General features: G+C 74.0%; 15 protein-coding genes. 5 read left to right on the top strand and 10 right to left on the bottom strand.

Annotated features, from left to right (window positions below):
• Positions 1 to 5: 5 nt before the first annotated feature.
• The 5 genes from MED15_RS31500 to MED15_RS31480 form a co-directional block, all read right to left on the bottom strand.
• The gene (locus tag MED15_RS31500) at positions 6 to 668 is read right to left on the bottom strand and encodes a hypothetical protein (protein WP_112700635.1); all 663 of its coding nucleotides are present in this window, start codon (positions 666 to 668) and stop codon (positions 6 to 8) included.
• Complete coding sequence (locus MED15_RS31495; RefSeq protein ID WP_112737692.1) at positions 665 to 3,340, bottom strand: FtsK/SpoIIIE domain-containing protein; 2,676 nt, start codon at positions 3,338 to 3,340, stop codon at positions 665 to 667. The genes MED15_RS31500 and MED15_RS31495 overlap by 4 nt, the downstream gene beginning before the upstream one ends.
• Positions 3,333 to 4,445: a hypothetical protein gene (locus MED15_RS31490; RefSeq protein WP_112737691.1), complete on the bottom strand. Its 1,113-nt coding sequence runs from the start codon at positions 4,443 to 4,445 to the stop codon at positions 3,333 to 3,335. The genes MED15_RS31495 and MED15_RS31490 overlap by 8 nt, the downstream gene beginning before the upstream one ends.
• Before the next feature lie 6 nt (positions 4,446 to 4,451).
• Entirely contained in the window at positions 4,452 to 4,712 is a 261-nt protein-coding gene (locus tag MED15_RS31485; protein WP_112737689.1) for a hypothetical protein, read from the bottom strand.
• Positions 4,713 to 4,864: 152 nt separating this feature from the next.
• A complete protein-coding gene (locus tag MED15_RS31480) occupies positions 4,865 to 5,257 on the bottom strand; it encodes a PIN domain-containing protein (protein WP_112737687.1) in 393 nt (130 codons plus the stop codon).
• A gap of 140 nt (positions 5,258 to 5,397) precedes the next feature.
• Between MED15_RS31480 and MED15_RS31475 the strand changes: the two genes are divergently transcribed.
• Genes MED15_RS31475 through MED15_RS31465 form a run of 3 tightly spaced genes read left to right on the top strand, consistent with a single transcriptional unit; the run spans position 5,398 to position 8,515 of the window.
• Positions 5,398 to 7,956 (top strand): ATP-dependent Clp protease ATP-binding subunit, encoded by a 2,559-nt coding sequence (locus MED15_RS31475; protein WP_112587430.1) that lies wholly within the window; start codon positions 5,398 to 5,400, stop codon positions 7,954 to 7,956.
• Entirely contained in the window at positions 7,953 to 8,165 is a 213-nt protein-coding gene (locus tag MED15_RS31470; RefSeq protein WP_112587428.1) for a hypothetical protein, read from the top strand. Before MED15_RS31475 ends, MED15_RS31470 begins: the two co-directional genes overlap by 4 nt.
• The gene (locus tag MED15_RS31465) at positions 8,165 to 8,515 is read left to right on the top strand and encodes a DUF3140 domain-containing protein (RefSeq protein ID WP_112700615.1); all 351 of its coding nucleotides are present in this window, start codon (positions 8,165 to 8,167) and stop codon (positions 8,513 to 8,515) included. The genes MED15_RS31470 and MED15_RS31465 overlap by 1 nt, the downstream gene beginning before the upstream one ends.
• A gap of 53 nt (positions 8,516 to 8,568) precedes the next feature.
• Here the strand turns inward: MED15_RS31465 and MED15_RS31460 are convergent, their stop codons facing one another.
• The 3 genes from MED15_RS31460 to MED15_RS31450 all read right to left on the bottom strand — a co-directional run bounded on the left by MED15_RS31460 (position 8,569) and on the right by MED15_RS31450 (position 10,550).
• Entirely contained in the window at positions 8,569 to 8,814 is a 246-nt protein-coding gene (locus tag MED15_RS31460; protein WP_112737685.1) for a hypothetical protein, read from the bottom strand.
• Between the two features lie 60 nt (positions 8,815 to 8,874).
• Positions 8,875 to 9,855, bottom strand: coding sequence for a LysR family transcriptional regulator (locus tag MED15_RS31455; RefSeq protein ID WP_112726365.1), 981 nt, complete (start codon positions 9,853 to 9,855; stop codon positions 8,875 to 8,877).
• Positions 9,856 to 9,938: 83 nt separating this feature from the next.
• A complete protein-coding gene (locus MED15_RS31450; RefSeq protein ID WP_112587424.1) occupies positions 9,939 to 10,550 on the bottom strand; it encodes a hemerythrin domain-containing protein in 612 nt (203 codons plus the stop codon).
• A gap of 148 nt (positions 10,551 to 10,698) precedes the next feature.
• Between MED15_RS31450 and MED15_RS31445 the strand changes: the two genes are divergently transcribed.
• Both MED15_RS31445 and MED15_RS31440 read left to right on the top strand, forming a co-directional pair.
• Positions 10,699 to 12,027: a M20/M25/M40 family metallo-hydrolase gene (locus MED15_RS31445; protein ID WP_091408443.1), complete on the top strand. Its 1,329-nt coding sequence runs from the start codon at positions 10,699 to 10,701 to the stop codon at positions 12,025 to 12,027.
• A 58-nt stretch (positions 12,028 to 12,085) separates the two neighbouring features.
• A complete protein-coding gene (locus MED15_RS31440; protein WP_091408864.1) occupies positions 12,086 to 12,748 on the top strand; it encodes a hypothetical protein in 663 nt (220 codons plus the stop codon).
• A 51-nt stretch (positions 12,749 to 12,799) separates the two neighbouring features.
• Here the strand turns inward: MED15_RS31440 and MED15_RS31435 are convergent, their stop codons facing one another.
• Both MED15_RS31435 and MED15_RS31430 read right to left on the bottom strand, forming a co-directional pair.
• Positions 12,800 to 12,991, bottom strand: a complete 192-nt coding sequence (locus tag MED15_RS31435; RefSeq protein WP_013734349.1) for a DUF5703 family protein — start codon at positions 12,989 to 12,991, stop codon at positions 12,800 to 12,802.
• A 223-nt stretch (positions 12,992 to 13,214) separates the two neighbouring features.
• On the bottom strand, positions 13,215 to 13,586 hold the full coding sequence (locus MED15_RS31430; RefSeq protein ID WP_112603535.1) for an SseB family protein: 372 nt from the start codon (positions 13,584 to 13,586) through the stop codon (positions 13,215 to 13,217).
• Positions 13,587 to 13,680 lie beyond the last annotated feature (94 nt).

The raw sequence follows: 13,680 nt of genomic DNA, 5'->3' as shown, positions 1-13,680 counted from the left end.
ATGGGTCAGCGGCCCAGGATCAGCAGCAGCACCGTGGTCAGCAGACCGGCGCCCAGGACCACAGTGATCGGTCGCGGGCCGAGCACCGCGTGCCGGCGGTCGGCCAGCACCCGGGCCGGCACCAGGCCGACCAACGGCCCGAGCAGCGTCACCACCAGCGCCAGCACCGGTAGTCCGACCGCCAGGTCCCCGCCGTACCCGACGCCGAGCGCGCGGGCCCCGGCTCCCAGCGCGTACGCCAGCACACCGCCGGCCACCCCGCACAGCGCCAGCAGCGGGTTGACCGAGCCCGGCAGCTCGCCCGGCTGACCGGCCCGGTCGAGGAGGTCACGGGCCTTGGCGAGCAGCAGCACCGGGTCGGTGGCCCCGATGCCGATCGCCGGGGCGGGCGGGGCGCCGAGGCGGCGGGCACCGAGGCGCGAGCGGACCTGTTGCCACAGGTGGGCCACCTCGGCGTCGACCCGTTCCTGCTGCTCACGGGCGGCGACCAGCTCCTCCTCGGCGCTTCGGAGCTGCTCGGCCGCCTCGGCAACGGCCCGCTCGGCGGCAACGCACTGCCGCTCGTGCCAGGTGTGCGCCTCGTCGCGCTGCTCGCGCACCCGCGCGGTGAGGTCGGCCAGCCGCCGCAGCTGCGCCGCGTACGTCTCGCTGGTCACCGGTTCGTTCATCGTGTCGGTCCATACGGGATGATCACCTGTCCGGTGCGGTGCACCGCCCGGTCGAAGAACAGCCCCCGCCAGGGGCGGGGATACCAGTCCGGGCCCCCGGTGCCCGGGTAGAGCGACGAGCCCAGCTCGCCGCCGTGCGCGTCCAGGGCCACCCAGGCGCCGATCTGGTCGGTACGGGCGGCCGGCCCACCGAGGTCGGCGCGCATCCGGGCGACGCCGCGCCACCAGGCCAGCACGTGCGTGCGTCGTTCCGGCCCGTCGTGCATGATCCGGCGCAGCTGCTCCAGGCCGGTGCGCCGACCCACCCGGGCGGCCAGCGCACCCGCTGCCGCGTCGACAGCGAACAGCAACAGGTAGTGCGGGCTTGCCCGGCCGCTGAGCCCGTCAGCCGTCTCGGCCATCAGCTCGCCGACGGTCTCCTCGTCGTACCAGGCGGCGTCGTCGGCCAGGTCGTCGTAGAGGGCGCGGGCGATCGGGTCGGCGTCCGGGTCGAGGCAGGCGATGGAGAACCGGGCGGTGCCCGGCGGGTGCTGACGGGCCAGCGACCGGGCCGCCGCGTCGAGCACCGCGCACGCCTCGTCGACGCGGGTGCCGAGCACCGCGAGGTTGCGGCCCGGGGCACGCGGCAGCCGCAGGGACGCCGAGCGGGACTGCACGTCGATGATCTCGCCGAGCAGGGCCACCGGGTTGCGGGGCGCTGTCCCGTCCGGAGGGACGGCGAGCGCCCGGAAGTCCGGGGCGTCCGCCAGCCGGGGGATCGCGTCGCCGTCGAAGAGCCGGGCGGGCGCCGCGTCGGGGGCCCGCATCCGCCACAGCCGGTGCTGCAACCCGCTCCAGGTCTCCCAGTCGCTGGCCGACGGGATGCGGGCCACCTCGTTGCCCTCCACCATGCCCGACTCGGCGTTGACCACCGCGTGCCAGCGCGGCAGCGACTGCGCCGCGTCGTTTCGTTCGGCGAGGATGCGCAGCGCCTTGGGCAACGCGATGCGCAGGGTGAACTGGGCGACCAGCGCGGGGCGGCCCCACAGCGCCTCGATGCCCCGCACGTCCTGCGAGGCGAGGACCAGGTGGATGCCCTGGGACCGGCCGCGGCGGGCCAGGTCCTCCAGCAGGTCGGCCGCCTCCCGGGCGACCACGTCCCGGCCGGCCAGCAACATCTGGAACTCGTCCACCACGGCGACGATGCGTGGCCAGTGCCCGGTCGGGTCGACGGCCCGCAGCTCGGCCAGCTTGGTCACCTCGTGTTTCTTGGCCGCGTCGGCGCGTCGGCGCAACTCCTCGGCGAGGAAGCGCAGCAACGCCAGCCCGAACTCCCGGTCGGTGTTGACGTTGATGCCGACCAGCCGCATGTGCGGCAGCCAGCTCGGGTCGCGCCGGCCCTGCGCGAACCGCGCGAAGGAGACCCCCTCCTTGAAGTCCAGCAGGTAGAACTCCAGCTCGGCGGGGGAGTAGCGGGCCGCGAGCGCGCCGATCCACGCGAAGATCAGGTTGGTCTTGCCGGTGCCGGACGGCCCCCCGATCAGCGCGTGCGGTGGATAGTCGCCAAGCGTCAACCGCACCGGCCGACCCTGTGGGCCCTCACCGATCGGCGCGGTCAGCCCGTCGGCGGAGTCCTCCCGCCACATCAGCTCGGGCGGGGGCAGCAGGTCGGTGAAGGGGGTCGGCGGCGGGCCCGCGTTCACCCGGGCGGCGACGTCCCGGCAGGTCTCGGTGACCAGCGCCGCCGGCGGCGGTGGGTCCAGTCGGACCGGCAGCCCGGCTGAACCGCCGATCCGCGCGCCGGACACACCGGCCACCACCCGGGTCACCGTCGGATCCTCCGGCAACGGCACACCGCGCACCACCAGGTGTACGCCGCAGGCGGCGCCGGCCCGCACCACCCGGTCCAGTTGCCCGCGCTCGTGCCGGTTCAGCTCCTCCCCACCGAGCAGCACCGCCACCCGCCACGGCTCGGGCCGTCGGCCGGTCGCCGCCGCCAGTTCGCGCAGCGACGCGTACTCGCCGGCGAGGACCGTCTCGTTGATCCGGCGGATCTGCTCCACCAGGTCGTCCAGCAGTGGGCCCAGCCCTCCCGGCCCGACGAAGGTGAGCAGCCCGGCCGTGCCCAACGGAGCGAACCCGGCCAGTCCGCCGCCGAGCTGGTCCGGGTCGTACCCGATCAGTCGTACCGCCCCGGGGTCGGCGCGGCCGACGGCGCGCAGCAGCAACGCGGACACCACCGCGTCGCAGCCGGCGCGGTCGTCCCCGGAGAGGTGGACGTGCCCGGCGTCGAGCAGCGGCACCAGCGCGGGCACCGGGTCGACGCCGTCGATCCGGACCGTGCCGATCCGCAGCGCTCCGGGCGGCTCGGCCCGGCGGGCGGGCGTGGGCGCCCACCCGGCCCAATCGGCCCCCGCGCAGCCGGGCGCCTCCTGCCGCGCCGCGTCGGCGGCCCGCCGGGCCAGCTCCGCGATCCGGGTGGAGTAGCGGGCGTCGATCTCGGCGATGCGGCGGTCCCGTTGGGTGCCCACCCGCGCCGGTACGGCGGCCGCCGCCCGCTGGACCCGGGCCAGTCGTTCCCGCCCGGCGGTCAGGTCGGCCTGGGCGGCGGACAGCCGGGTACGGGTGGCGCCCAACGCCTCGGCGAGGGTTTCCCGGACCCGGCTGGCCAGCTGACCGCGCCGGTCAGCCATCGGAGCCCCGGCGCGTCGGCGCGTCCCGCCAGGGGCTGCCCGAGCGTGGGGGCAGCCCACCGGGGCGTGGCGGCGGCCCGTCCGAGCGTGGCGGCAGGCCACCGGAGCGCTGCGTGGTGGCGGTGTTCGCCCGCTGCACCGGACCGCCGGCGCGGGGAGCCGCGCCTGGTCGCCCGGTCCCGCCCGGTTCCTGCGCGCCTGCCGGCTGCCCGGCCCGCGCTGGCTTTCCCGCGTCGCCTCGCTGCCCCGCGCCCGCCGGTTCTCTCCCGCCGGCCGGCAGGTCCCGGCCGAGGCGGGCGAGCAGCAGCCCGGTCGCCACCCCGGCGGTGACCGCGGAGTCGGCGGCGTGCGGCGGCTCCCCGGAGGCGCGCGGCGGCGGCATCCGGCACACCCGGGTCAGCAGCGTCTCCAGCACCGGCGGCGGCAACCCGGGCAGCAGGTCGCGGACGCGTCCGTCCAACTCGCCGCGCAGCCGCCCGAGGTCGGTGGCGCGCGGCGGGTGCCCGAGCAGCTCACCGGCCAGTTCGCGCAGCAGCGGCGGTGCCAGCGCCGCCAGGCCCAGCCCCACGTCGGCCGGGGCTCGGTGCAACTCCCTGCGGAGCCGGTCCCGGTCGCCGGAGCGGACACCACCCACCACTCGGCGCAGCAACTCCTGGGAGTCGTCCACCCGCTCGTCGGGTTCGTCGTCGGTGCCCTCGCGCCCGCCGGTCAGCTCGGCCACCCGCACCGACCACCAGCGGCGCATTCGCACCTGCTCGGCCGGCTCCGGCGCGACCGTGGCGGGCCCGGACGCCGGTGGCGTGTCGTGGCGGGGAGCGCGTTGCTCGGGGCGGGGTGCCGGGGCGCCGTCCGCGCCGAGCCCGATCGCCGTCAGGTAGGCCGACAGCTGTTCCTGGGCCACCCGCAGCGCGTAGCCGGCGCTCTCGGCGTGCTCGGTGGCGGCGGACAGCTCGGGCACCCCCATCGGGTTGGCCGACTCCTGTCGTACCCAGCGCAGCCGCTCCGCGGCCAGGCCGAACTTCTCCAGCGCCTGCCCGAGCAGGGCCACCGGGAACTCCTCGGTGGCGGCACGGACCTGCCCGCCGACATCCTCGATGATGGACATGGCGGCCTACAGGGTGGAGACGTAGAGCTGCGCCTGCTCCACCGCGACAAGTGTCGCGGCGAGACACTCATCCAGCTCCTGGCTGGCCTGGGTCAGCGACGCCTGGGCCGCCTCCACCGTCTCGTGCCCGCTGCCCTCCAGCGCCCCGGCCAGGGTCTGCTGTGCCTCGGAGAGCTTCTCGCCGGCCGCCTGCACGGCTGTCTGCCCGTCTCCGATCTGTTGGAGGGCGACATCGATGGCAGCCTTCAGCTCGGCGACGCTCGCCACGGCGGAACCTCCTGGGGGCGGGGAGATCTCCATTAGAGCCTATCGGCGGTTCCGAAAGAACATCCGCCCTGTCGGTGTTCCTGCCCGCCTGTCCGGAAGGCCCTCGGAAGTGCCGGGAGTCCGATCTGTGGGAGTCCCAGTGCGAGAATTTCTCAGTTGCTGGTCGGGTTCTCTCGGAGCCAGCGCGGGCCGTACACCTCGGCACCCAGCGCTGTCACCCGCCCGCGCAACTCCCGGTCGGCGGTGATCACCAGCCGCCGACGTCGCGGCGCGCCCTTCACCAGCTCGACCACAGTGTCGTCGCCGGAGCCGGCGGCGGAGACCACCCGGACGCCCTCGGTGCCCGGCACGTCCCGCGCGGCACCCTCGACCACCAGGACCACCTCCACCGGGGCGGTCAGCCGGGCCGGCAACCCGATGGTCGCCACCGGGGCGAGCGAGTCGCGCAACCGGGCAGCGGCCCCGGCACGGTCACGCCACCACCCGTTCGGGCGCGAGCCCACCACGTTGGCGCCATCCACGATCAGCAGCGGGGTCTCATCCATCCCGTCAGCCTGCCACCATCGGCCGGCCCTGACCCGACGCCACTCCCGGAACGCCGGTCCTCCGCCACCTGCGGCGTTTGTCGGGGCGCGCGCCGGGTAGCCCCTGCCGACCGTGCCGAGCCCTACTGCGGAGGACAGACATGATGGGACCCGGTGACATCGGCTCCGACCCGTGGGACGAATTCCTGGCCAGGTACTTCGGCCGGGGCGAGGGAGGGCGCCGACCGCCGCACCGGGTCGACATCACCCGACTGATGACGGCCGACGCTCGGGAGATGCTGGCCGACGCGGCCCGGCGGGCCGCGCAACGGCAGAGCAGCGACCTGGACACCGACCACCTGCTCTGGGCGGCGCTGCAACGCGAACCGCTGCGTGACCTGGTACGCCGGGCCGGGGCTGACCCGGACACCCTGCTCAACGCCCTCGGTGGAAAGGGCGACGGCGCGCCGCGCGGGGAGGTGCCGCCGAACCTGTCGTTGACCCCCGCCGCCAAGCGGGCGCTGCTCGACGCCCATCAGTTGTCCCGGGCGATGGGCGCCAACTACATCGGCCCCGAGCACATCCTGATGGCGCTGCCGCTCAACCCGGAGTCGCCAGCCGGGCGGATGCTGGCCGCCGGCCGGATCCAACCGGAGTCGTTGCAGGCCGCCAATGCCGAGCGCGGGCCGATGAACGGCCCGAAGCCGGACCGCGGCACCCCCACCCTGGACCAGTACGGCCAGGACCTCACCGACCTGGCCCGCAACGACCAGATCGACCCGGTGATCGGGCGGGCCGACGAGATCGAGCAGGCCGTGGAGATCCTGTCCCGGCGGACCAAGAACAACCCGGTGCTGATCGGCGAGGCCGGCGTGGGCAAGACCGCCATCGTCGAGGGGCTGGCCGAACGGATCTGCGACGGCGACGTACCGCAGACCCTGCTCGGCAAGCGGGTCGTCCAGCTCGACCTGGCCGGTCTGGTCGCCGGCACCCGTTACCGCGGCGACTTCGAGGAACGGCTGAAGAAGGTGATCGACGAGATCCGGGCGCACCGGGACGAGCTGATCATCTTCATGGACGAGATCCACACCCTGGTCGGGGCCGGTGGCGCCGGCAGCGAGGGCGGAATGGACGCGTCAAACATGCTCAAGCCCGCCCTCGCCCGCGGCGAGCTGCGGGTGATCGGCGCGACGACGCTGGACGAGTACCGCAAGAGCATCGAGAAGGACGCCGCGCTGGCCCGGCGCTTCCAGCCGGTGCTGGTGCCCGAGCCCAGCGTCGACGACACCATCGCCATCCTGCGCGGGCTGCGCGACCGGTACGAGGCCCACCACCAGGTGCGCTTCACCGACGAGGCGCTGGTCGCCGCCGCCGAGCTGTCCGACCGGTACGTCACCGACCGCTTCCTGCCGGACAAGGCGATCGACCTCATCGACCAGGCCGGCGCCCGGGTGCGGCTGCGCACCCGCACCCCCGCGTCCGACGTGCGGGAGCTGGAGCAGGAACTCGACGATGTACGCCGGGACAAGGAACAGGCCGTCACCGACGAGCAGTACGAGCGGGCCTCCGCGCTGCGCGACCGGATCGCCGAGTTGGAGGAGGACATTCGACGGGCGAACGGCGAGGACGGTTCGTCCGGCTCCCAGGTGCCCGAGGTGGGCCCGCAGGAGATCGCCGAGGTGGTCTCCCGGGCCACCGGCATCCCGGTCAGCCAGCTCACCGAGGAGGAACGCGACCGGCTGCTGCGCCTGGAGGGCCACCTGCACCAGAAGGTGGTCGGTCAGGACGACGCGGTCACCGCGGTCGCCGAGGCGGTGCGCCGCTCCCGGGCCGGGCTGGCCGACCCGGAGCGGCCGATGGGCAGCTTCCTGTTCCTCGGCCCGACCGGCGTCGGCAAGACCGAGTTGGCGCGGGCCCTGGCCGAGGCGTTGTTCGGCGAGGCGGACCGGATGGTCCGGGTGGACATGAGCGAGTTCCAGGAGCGGCACACGGTCAGCCGGCTGGTCGGCGCTCCGCCCGGATACGTCGGCTACGAGGAGGCCGGTCAGCTCACCGAGGCGGTGCGGCGCCGCCCGTACGCGGTGGTGCTGCTCGACGAGATCGAGAAGGCCCACCCGGACGTGTTCAACATCCTGCTCCAGGTGCTCGACGACGGGCGGCTCACCGACAGTCAGGGTCGCACTGTGAACTTCAAGAACACGGTCCTGATCATGACGAGCAACCTCGGTTCCGAGCTGATCACCGGCGCCCAGCGCTCGGTCGGCTTCGGCACCGGGGACGTGGGCAGCGAGCAGGAGAGCAACGAGCTGCGGGAGCGGCTCATGCGCCGCCTGCAGGAGAACTTCCGCCCGGAGTTCCTCAACCGCATCGACGAGGTCATCATCTTCCGCCGGCTGGAGGCCGAGCAGCTGCGCGACATTACCGCGCTGCTGCTGGAGGAGACCCGCCGCCGGATGCACGCCCAGGACCTCCAGGTGGAGTTCACCACCGCCGGCATCGACTGGCTCGCCGAGCACGGCTACCAGCCGGAGTTCGGTGCCCGCCCGCTGCGCCGGGTGATCCAGCGGGAGGTGGACAATCACCTGTCCCGGATGCTGCTGGAGTCGGCGATTTCGCCGGGGCAGAAGGTCACTGTGGACGTCCGCGACGGCGCACTCACCTTCGACGTGACCGCGGGCGAGCGGGGGTACACCGCCGCCACGACCACACACCCGCGATGAGCGGGCCGGCGCGAAGGGACGAACACGAGGACCCGCACCAGCCCGCGGAGTCCGCGAAACCCCGGGATGAGGACGACCATCCCGACCCGATCCTGGCGCCGCCCACCGCGAACCCCCGCCGGACGCGGGTGCCCGCGGAGGGCCTGCATCCGAAGACCGACCAGGACGACCCGGAGACGTCCGGGCCGCCGCCCGGAGAGGAGACCTGATGGTACGCGAAGCGCGGCTCGACCCCGAGGTGGAAGTGCTCTGGGAGGACTTCCACGCCGAGGTCAACGTCCCGTCGGAGCAGCTGCGAACGTGGCTGCTGACCCGGGGTTCGGGAGAGGAGTCGTTCAGCCCGAACCCGAACCTCGACCTGCCCCAGCCCGGCCGGGAGATCCTCAAGGTGCTCACCAAGCGCAAGGTGGACCTCACCCCGGAGGACATCGAGGTGATGCGGGAGGCGGTCGAGCGGATCCGCGAGCTGATGGACGCCAAGCCGTCGCGCGGCAACGCCGACGACAGCTGGCGGCACTCCCTGCTGGACCTGGGTCACGACCCGCTCGTCGAACGCTGAGCGACCGCACGACGGTGCCGTCCCGGGCAGGGACGGCACCGTTCGGCGTCCTGCTACTGGCCCTTGTCGGATTCCAGGCTTGCGATGGTCAGGCCCGCCGCGTCGGCGGCGGCGTCCCGGTCACCGCGGGTCTGGTCCTCTCGGGTGAGCAGGTTGGCGTACTCGGTCACGTCGGCCGGGTCGGGCACCGCCGGTAGGCGGCGCAGGAAAGCCTCCACCTCGCGGGTGGCGGCGGTGTGCGCGGCAGCCGCCTCGCGCAGCAGTTCGCGGTCGTCGGCGGGCGGGTAGAGGTCGGTCATGTCCGCCAGATACCCGGCCCACGGCGGTTCGCACCGCCAGCGGCCGGGAATACCGGCCGCTCAGCCCGGCCGTACCCCGGTGGGGTGCCGGACGCCGAACCCCGGGTTGCGGGGCAGCCAGGCCAGGTACGCCGGGTGCGGCGCCAACGAGTCGACGTAGGCCGCCTTGGCCGTCTCCAGCACCAGCGCCGCACCCTGGGCGGCGTGGGAGTCCGGATGCCAGCCGAGCAGCAGCCGCCAGCGCAGCGGCGTCCCGGCGAGTTGACGGGTGACCAGGCCGCTCACGGGGCGGAACGTCGCCTGGCACAGGGCCACCGCCACGCCGGCTTCCACCAGGTCGACGCAGCCGCGGATGTCGGTCTCGTACACCTTGCGGGGGGTGAAGCCGGCGCGGGCGCAGGCGGCGGCGAAGCAGTCGGCGAAGCAGCCGTCACCCGGCGCGGCGACCCACTGCTCGTGGCGCAGGTCGGCCAGGCGGACCTCGTCCTGCGCCGCGAGGGGATGGGTTTCCGGCAGCAGCACCAGCACCGGGTCGACGGCGACCTCCTGCCAGCTCAACCCGAACCCGGCCGACGGACTGGCGTCGCCGCACACGCCGGCCAGCGCGAAGTCCAGCCGACCGCCGGCCACCAACTGCGCCAGCTCGTCCACCGACCAGGACGCGTACGTGGTGATCTGGGCGGGCGGCTGCTCGGCCGCCAACCGGTGCACCAGCCGACCCAGGATCGGGCTGTTCACCCCACCGAACCGGTAGCACGGCGGTGTGTCGCCAGCCCCGGCCAGCCGGGCGGCCTCGTCCTGCAGCCCCTTCATCGCCGGCAGCAGCACCCGGGCGCGGGCCAGCACCAGCTCACCGAGCGCGGTGGGTCGAGCCCCGCGCCGGTCCCGGTCGAACAGCGGGCCGCCCAGCGTCCGTTCGATGCGTTGGAGCTGGGCCGTGAGCGCCGGCTGGGCCAGGCCGAGAGCCGAGGCCGCCTTCGTCACACTTCCCGTCTCCGCTATCGCGCAGACCACCCGCAGGTGACGCAGCTCCAGGTTCATATTGTGACGGTAGGACTACGTGTCTGCTGGCGGAATAGCCCGAGCGGATCGGTGATAATGAATGCATTGCCGGCGGGCGCCGGTCACCGGTCGCGCGGTGGCTCCGGCAGGTCCGCCAGGTACGTCGGCCGGCGGGTCACCGCGTCGAGGACCTTGTCCACCACCCCGACCGCCGGCTCCACGATCCGGTTCCATGGAGGGGTGGCCGGCGTGCCCGGGTGCGGCCGGGTCGGCGCGGCCTCCTCGGCGATCTCCAACCGGTTGCCCAGCCGGATCAGCTCCTCCTCGGTCGCGACCGCGCGCAGCTCGGTGACCAGCGCGCCCACCCCGTCGACATGCCGGCGGACCCGCTCGGCGATCTCGGTCAGCGCCTCGTCCGTCAGCCCTTTCAGGGCGCTCAGCAGGGCCGCGTCGGCGTTGATCTCCGCGTCCACCCGCTCGGTGGCCGCCGGCAGCACCGCGCGGACCGCCGGCAGCAGGTACTGCTCCTCGGCGGACAGGTGCCGCGACAGCGCGGCGGTGAGCACCGCCAACCCCTCCTGCGGCGTGGTGTCCGGGCCGGAGAGCTGGTCCAGCAGCGCCAGCAGTTGCCGGTGCTCCCGGTCGACGATGTCGGCGATGCTGCGACCGGCGGGTCGGTAACCCTCATCGGGTGCGGGCGCGGGCGGCAGCGGCGGCAGGGGAACAGCGGACATGGTGCCCTCCTCGACTGGCGGGCGGAAGCTCCGGCAGGGACGTACGGTCGTGGGCGGCGGTACCCGAACGCGACCAACGCGAAACCGGCCCGTCGATGCGCCCACCCGCGCCGGCCTGTCGAGCGGCCCGGGCTGGTATGAAGAGGCGATGACGAGCGATGCCGCCTCCGCCCTGCCCGACCCCACCGCAGAGGTCGTGGACCTCTGCCGCGACCTGCTGCGCATCGACACCACCAACACCGGTGACAACGACACCAGCGTCGGCGAGCGCCGCGCGGCCGAGTACGTGGCGGAGAAGCTCGCCGAGGTGGGCGTGGAGTCCGTCCTGCACGAGTCCGCGCCGGGTCGGGCGAACGTGGTGGCCCGCATCCCGGGCACCGACCCGAGCCGCGGCGCGCTGCTGGTGCACGGCCACCTGGACGTGGTGCCCGCCGACGCCGACGAGTGGTCGGTGGGCCCGTTCTCCGGCGAGCTGCGCGACGGCTACCTCTGGGGCCGGGGCGCCATCGACATGAAGGACTTCGACGCGATGGTGCTCGCCGTGGTGCGGCACTGGCAGCGCACCGGCGTACGACCCCCGCGCGACATCGTGCTCGCGTACACGGCCGACGAGGAGGCGGGCAGCGACTACGGCGCGCGTTTCCTGGTGGACAACCACCGGGGCCTCTTCGACGGCTGCACCGAGGCCATCGGTGAGGTCGGCGGCTTCTCCTACTCGGTCAACGACAACCAGCGGCTCTACCTCATCGAGACCGCCGAGAAGGGCATCGACTGGCTGCGGCTGCACGCCAAGGGCCGCCCCGGGCACGGCTCGATGATGCACGACGACAACGCCGTCACCGCGCTCGCCGAGGCCGTCGCCCGGATCGGCCGGCACCGCTTCCCGGTGGTGGTCACCGACACCGTGCGGGCCTTCCTGACCGAGGTCTCCGACCTGCTCGGCATCGAGTTGGACCCGGACGACCCGGAGACGGCCATCGCGAAGCTCGGCCCCATCGCCAACATCATCGGCGCGACCATCCGCAACACCGCCAACCCGACCCGGTTGAGTGCCGGCTACAAGGACAACGTCATCCCCGGCCGGGCCACCGCCACCATCGACTGCCGCAGCCTGCCCGGCCAGTCCGAGCTGCTGGAGCGGCAGCTGCGCGAGCTGGTCGGCCCGGACATCGCGATCGAGTACGTCCAGCGGCAGCCGGCGCTGGAGACCACCTTCGACGGTGACCTCGTCGAGGCCATGTCGGCGGCCCTGCGCGCGGAGGACCCGGGAGCGCGGCCCGTCCCGTACATGCTCTCCGGGGGCACCGACGCCAAGGCGTTCTCGCAGCTCGGCATCCGCTGCTTCGGGTTCGCCCCGCTGCGGCTGCCCGCCGACCTGAACTTCTCGGCGTTGTTCCACGGCATCGACGAGCGCGTTCCGGTGGACGGACTACAGTTCGGCGTGCGGGTTCTCGACCGGTTCCTCCGCACCTGCTAGTCGTGTCCGGCGGTGGCCGCCGGCGCGCAACCTCCCCATCGTGAAGGGACTGCCCCACATGACCGACCAGCATGGTGAGCTGGACGCCGCTCTCGAGCGGGTGATCGAAGCGGCCCGCCACCACCTGGCCGCCGTACGCGCCGCGCAGGGCCGCGTCGACGACGACGACGTCTGGCAGGCGTACGTGGCGTTGAACAACGCCTCCTTCGCGTACGACGAGCGACTGCTCGACGCCTTCGGCGAGGTGACGCCGTGGGATGTCGACTCGATCGACCCGGACGAGGCCGACGAACGTTTCGGCGGCGGCGAGGGTGCCGAGGCCAGCGACCCGCACCCCCGGGTGATCTCGGTGCGTCAGCGTCGTGACTACCGGGTGCCGAGCGTCGCCGCGCTGCTGCGGGTGGCCGAGGCGGCCCGCCGCGAGGGCACCCCGGAGGACGACGAGCCGGCGCCGGTGGAGGGCGTCGGCGAGGCGGTGCTGGAGCTGCTGCAGAGCGGTGACGGCTCGCTCGGCGCGTTGGACGTCCCCGAGTTGGAGCCGCTCGACGGGGTGGTCATGGTCAGCGAGGTGGGCACCCCGGTCGACCTGGAGTCGTTCGACGACGACGACGCCGTCGGCCCGTTCCAGCCGGCTGCCGACGACCGGCTGGTCGGTCGGCTCGACGAGCACCCGTTCCTGGAGCTCGACGACGACCACGACCACGCCGGGCACCAGCACTAGGCCGGGTGCCGCCCGGGGCCGACTCCGGCCTCGGGCGGCACCGCCCGGTCGTCAGTACGACAGACCCGGCTGCGGCTGGTTGACGCGCCGACGACGCAGCACCACCTGCCGCGTGCCGTCCCGGTACAGCCGCACCCGGGCCAACTCCCATCCGGAGAACTCCGCCTGGATCGCCAACTGCGCCGCGGCGGTCAACCGGTCGACGTTCGGCGGCAGCCGCAGTGGCGCGTACTCGTAGTCCATGCCCTCCATGCTGCCCAGCCCAGCGGCCGTTCGCCACCCCCTCCGGAGTGACCAACGACGCCACCGCGGGCGGTTCGTGCCGCCCCGTCCCTCCGAGCCACCCCGCGTCCCCGTCGCGCCGATCTTGCAGTTCCTGTCGCCGAGATGAGTGGAAAGCTCCCTGTGCCGCGACAGCAACTGCAAGATCGCGGGAGAGGGGGCGTCGTCGCGGCTGGACAGGGCGTCAGGCTGTGGAGACGTTCGCCGTCAGCAGGGCGGCGAGGGCCGGGGCGGCCAGGGCGACCGCTCGGGGGCTGCCCGGGTCGACCGCCAGCCCCCAGGACGGGTCCGGCCAGTCCTCGAACAGTTCGGCGCAGGGCAGCGCGACGAACGGCACTCCGTCCCCTGCGAACGCGGCGAGCGCCCCCGGCGAGGTGAAGACCGGCAGCAGCGGCGCGCCGGTCGCGTCGCCGACCACCGTCCACGGGAAGTCGACGTCCGGCGTCGGTTCTCCGGCGAGGGGGACGCACACCGTGGCGCCGGCCAGCGCTCCGAGGTAGCCGGGCAGGTCGCGTCGGTCGACGGCCGCGGCGAGCTGCGCCACCACCGCCGGCACCGCGTCCTCGGCAGGCGCTGGTCCAGGTCGCGCAGCCGGCGCCGCCGGTCCGGGCCGAGCGGCCGGAACCGCTGGTCCAGGTCGCGCAGCCGGC

Source organism: Micromonospora noduli (assembly GCF_003264475.1).
GTDB lineage: Bacteria > Actinomycetota > Actinomycetes > Mycobacteriales > Micromonosporaceae > Micromonospora > Micromonospora noduli.
Note: the sequence above shows the minus strand (reverse complement) of the source record. Positions and strands in the feature narration are given on the sequence as shown.

Bases quoted from the DNA above. Each gene is read 5' to 3' on its own strand.
- MED15_RS31500 (WP_112700635.1), bottom strand. From the start codon at position 668: ATGAACGAACCGGTGACCAGCGAGACGTACGCGGCGCAGCTGCGGCGG.
- MED15_RS31495 (WP_112737692.1), bottom strand. From the start codon at position 3,340: ATGGCTGACCGGCGCGGTCAGCTGGCCAGCCGGGTCCGGGAAACCCTC.
- MED15_RS31490 (WP_112737691.1), bottom strand. From the start codon at position 4,445: ATGTCCATCATCGAGGATGTCGGCGGGCAGGTCCGTGCCGCCACCGAG.
- MED15_RS31480 (WP_112737687.1), bottom strand. From the start codon at position 5,257: ATGGATGAGACCCCGCTGCTGATCGTGGATGGCGCCAACGTGGTGGGC.
- MED15_RS31475 (WP_112587430.1), top strand. From the start codon at position 5,398: ATGATGGGACCCGGTGACATCGGCTCCGACCCGTGGGACGAATTCCTG.
- MED15_RS31470 (WP_112587428.1), top strand. From the start codon at position 7,953: ATGAGCGGGCCGGCGCGAAGGGACGAACACGAGGACCCGCACCAGCCC.
- MED15_RS31465 (WP_112700615.1), top strand. From the start codon at position 8,165: ATGGTACGCGAAGCGCGGCTCGACCCCGAGGTGGAAGTGCTCTGGGAG.
- MED15_RS31460 (WP_112737685.1), bottom strand. From the start codon at position 8,814: ATGACCGACCTCTACCCGCCCGCCGACGACCGCGAACTGCTGCGCGAG.
- MED15_RS31455 (WP_112726365.1), bottom strand. From the start codon at position 9,855: ATGAACCTGGAGCTGCGTCACCTGCGGGTGGTCTGCGCGATAGCGGAG.
- MED15_RS31450 (WP_112587424.1), bottom strand. From the start codon at position 10,550: ATGTCCGCTGTTCCCCTGCCGCCGCTGCCGCCCGCGCCCGCACCCGAT.
- MED15_RS31445 (WP_091408443.1), top strand. From the start codon at position 10,699: ATGACGAGCGATGCCGCCTCCGCCCTGCCCGACCCCACCGCAGAGGTC.
- MED15_RS31440 (WP_091408864.1), top strand. From the start codon at position 12,086: ATGACCGACCAGCATGGTGAGCTGGACGCCGCTCTCGAGCGGGTGATC.
- MED15_RS31435 (WP_013734349.1), bottom strand. From the start codon at position 12,991: ATGGACTACGAGTACGCGCCACTGCGGCTGCCGCCGAACGTCGACCGG.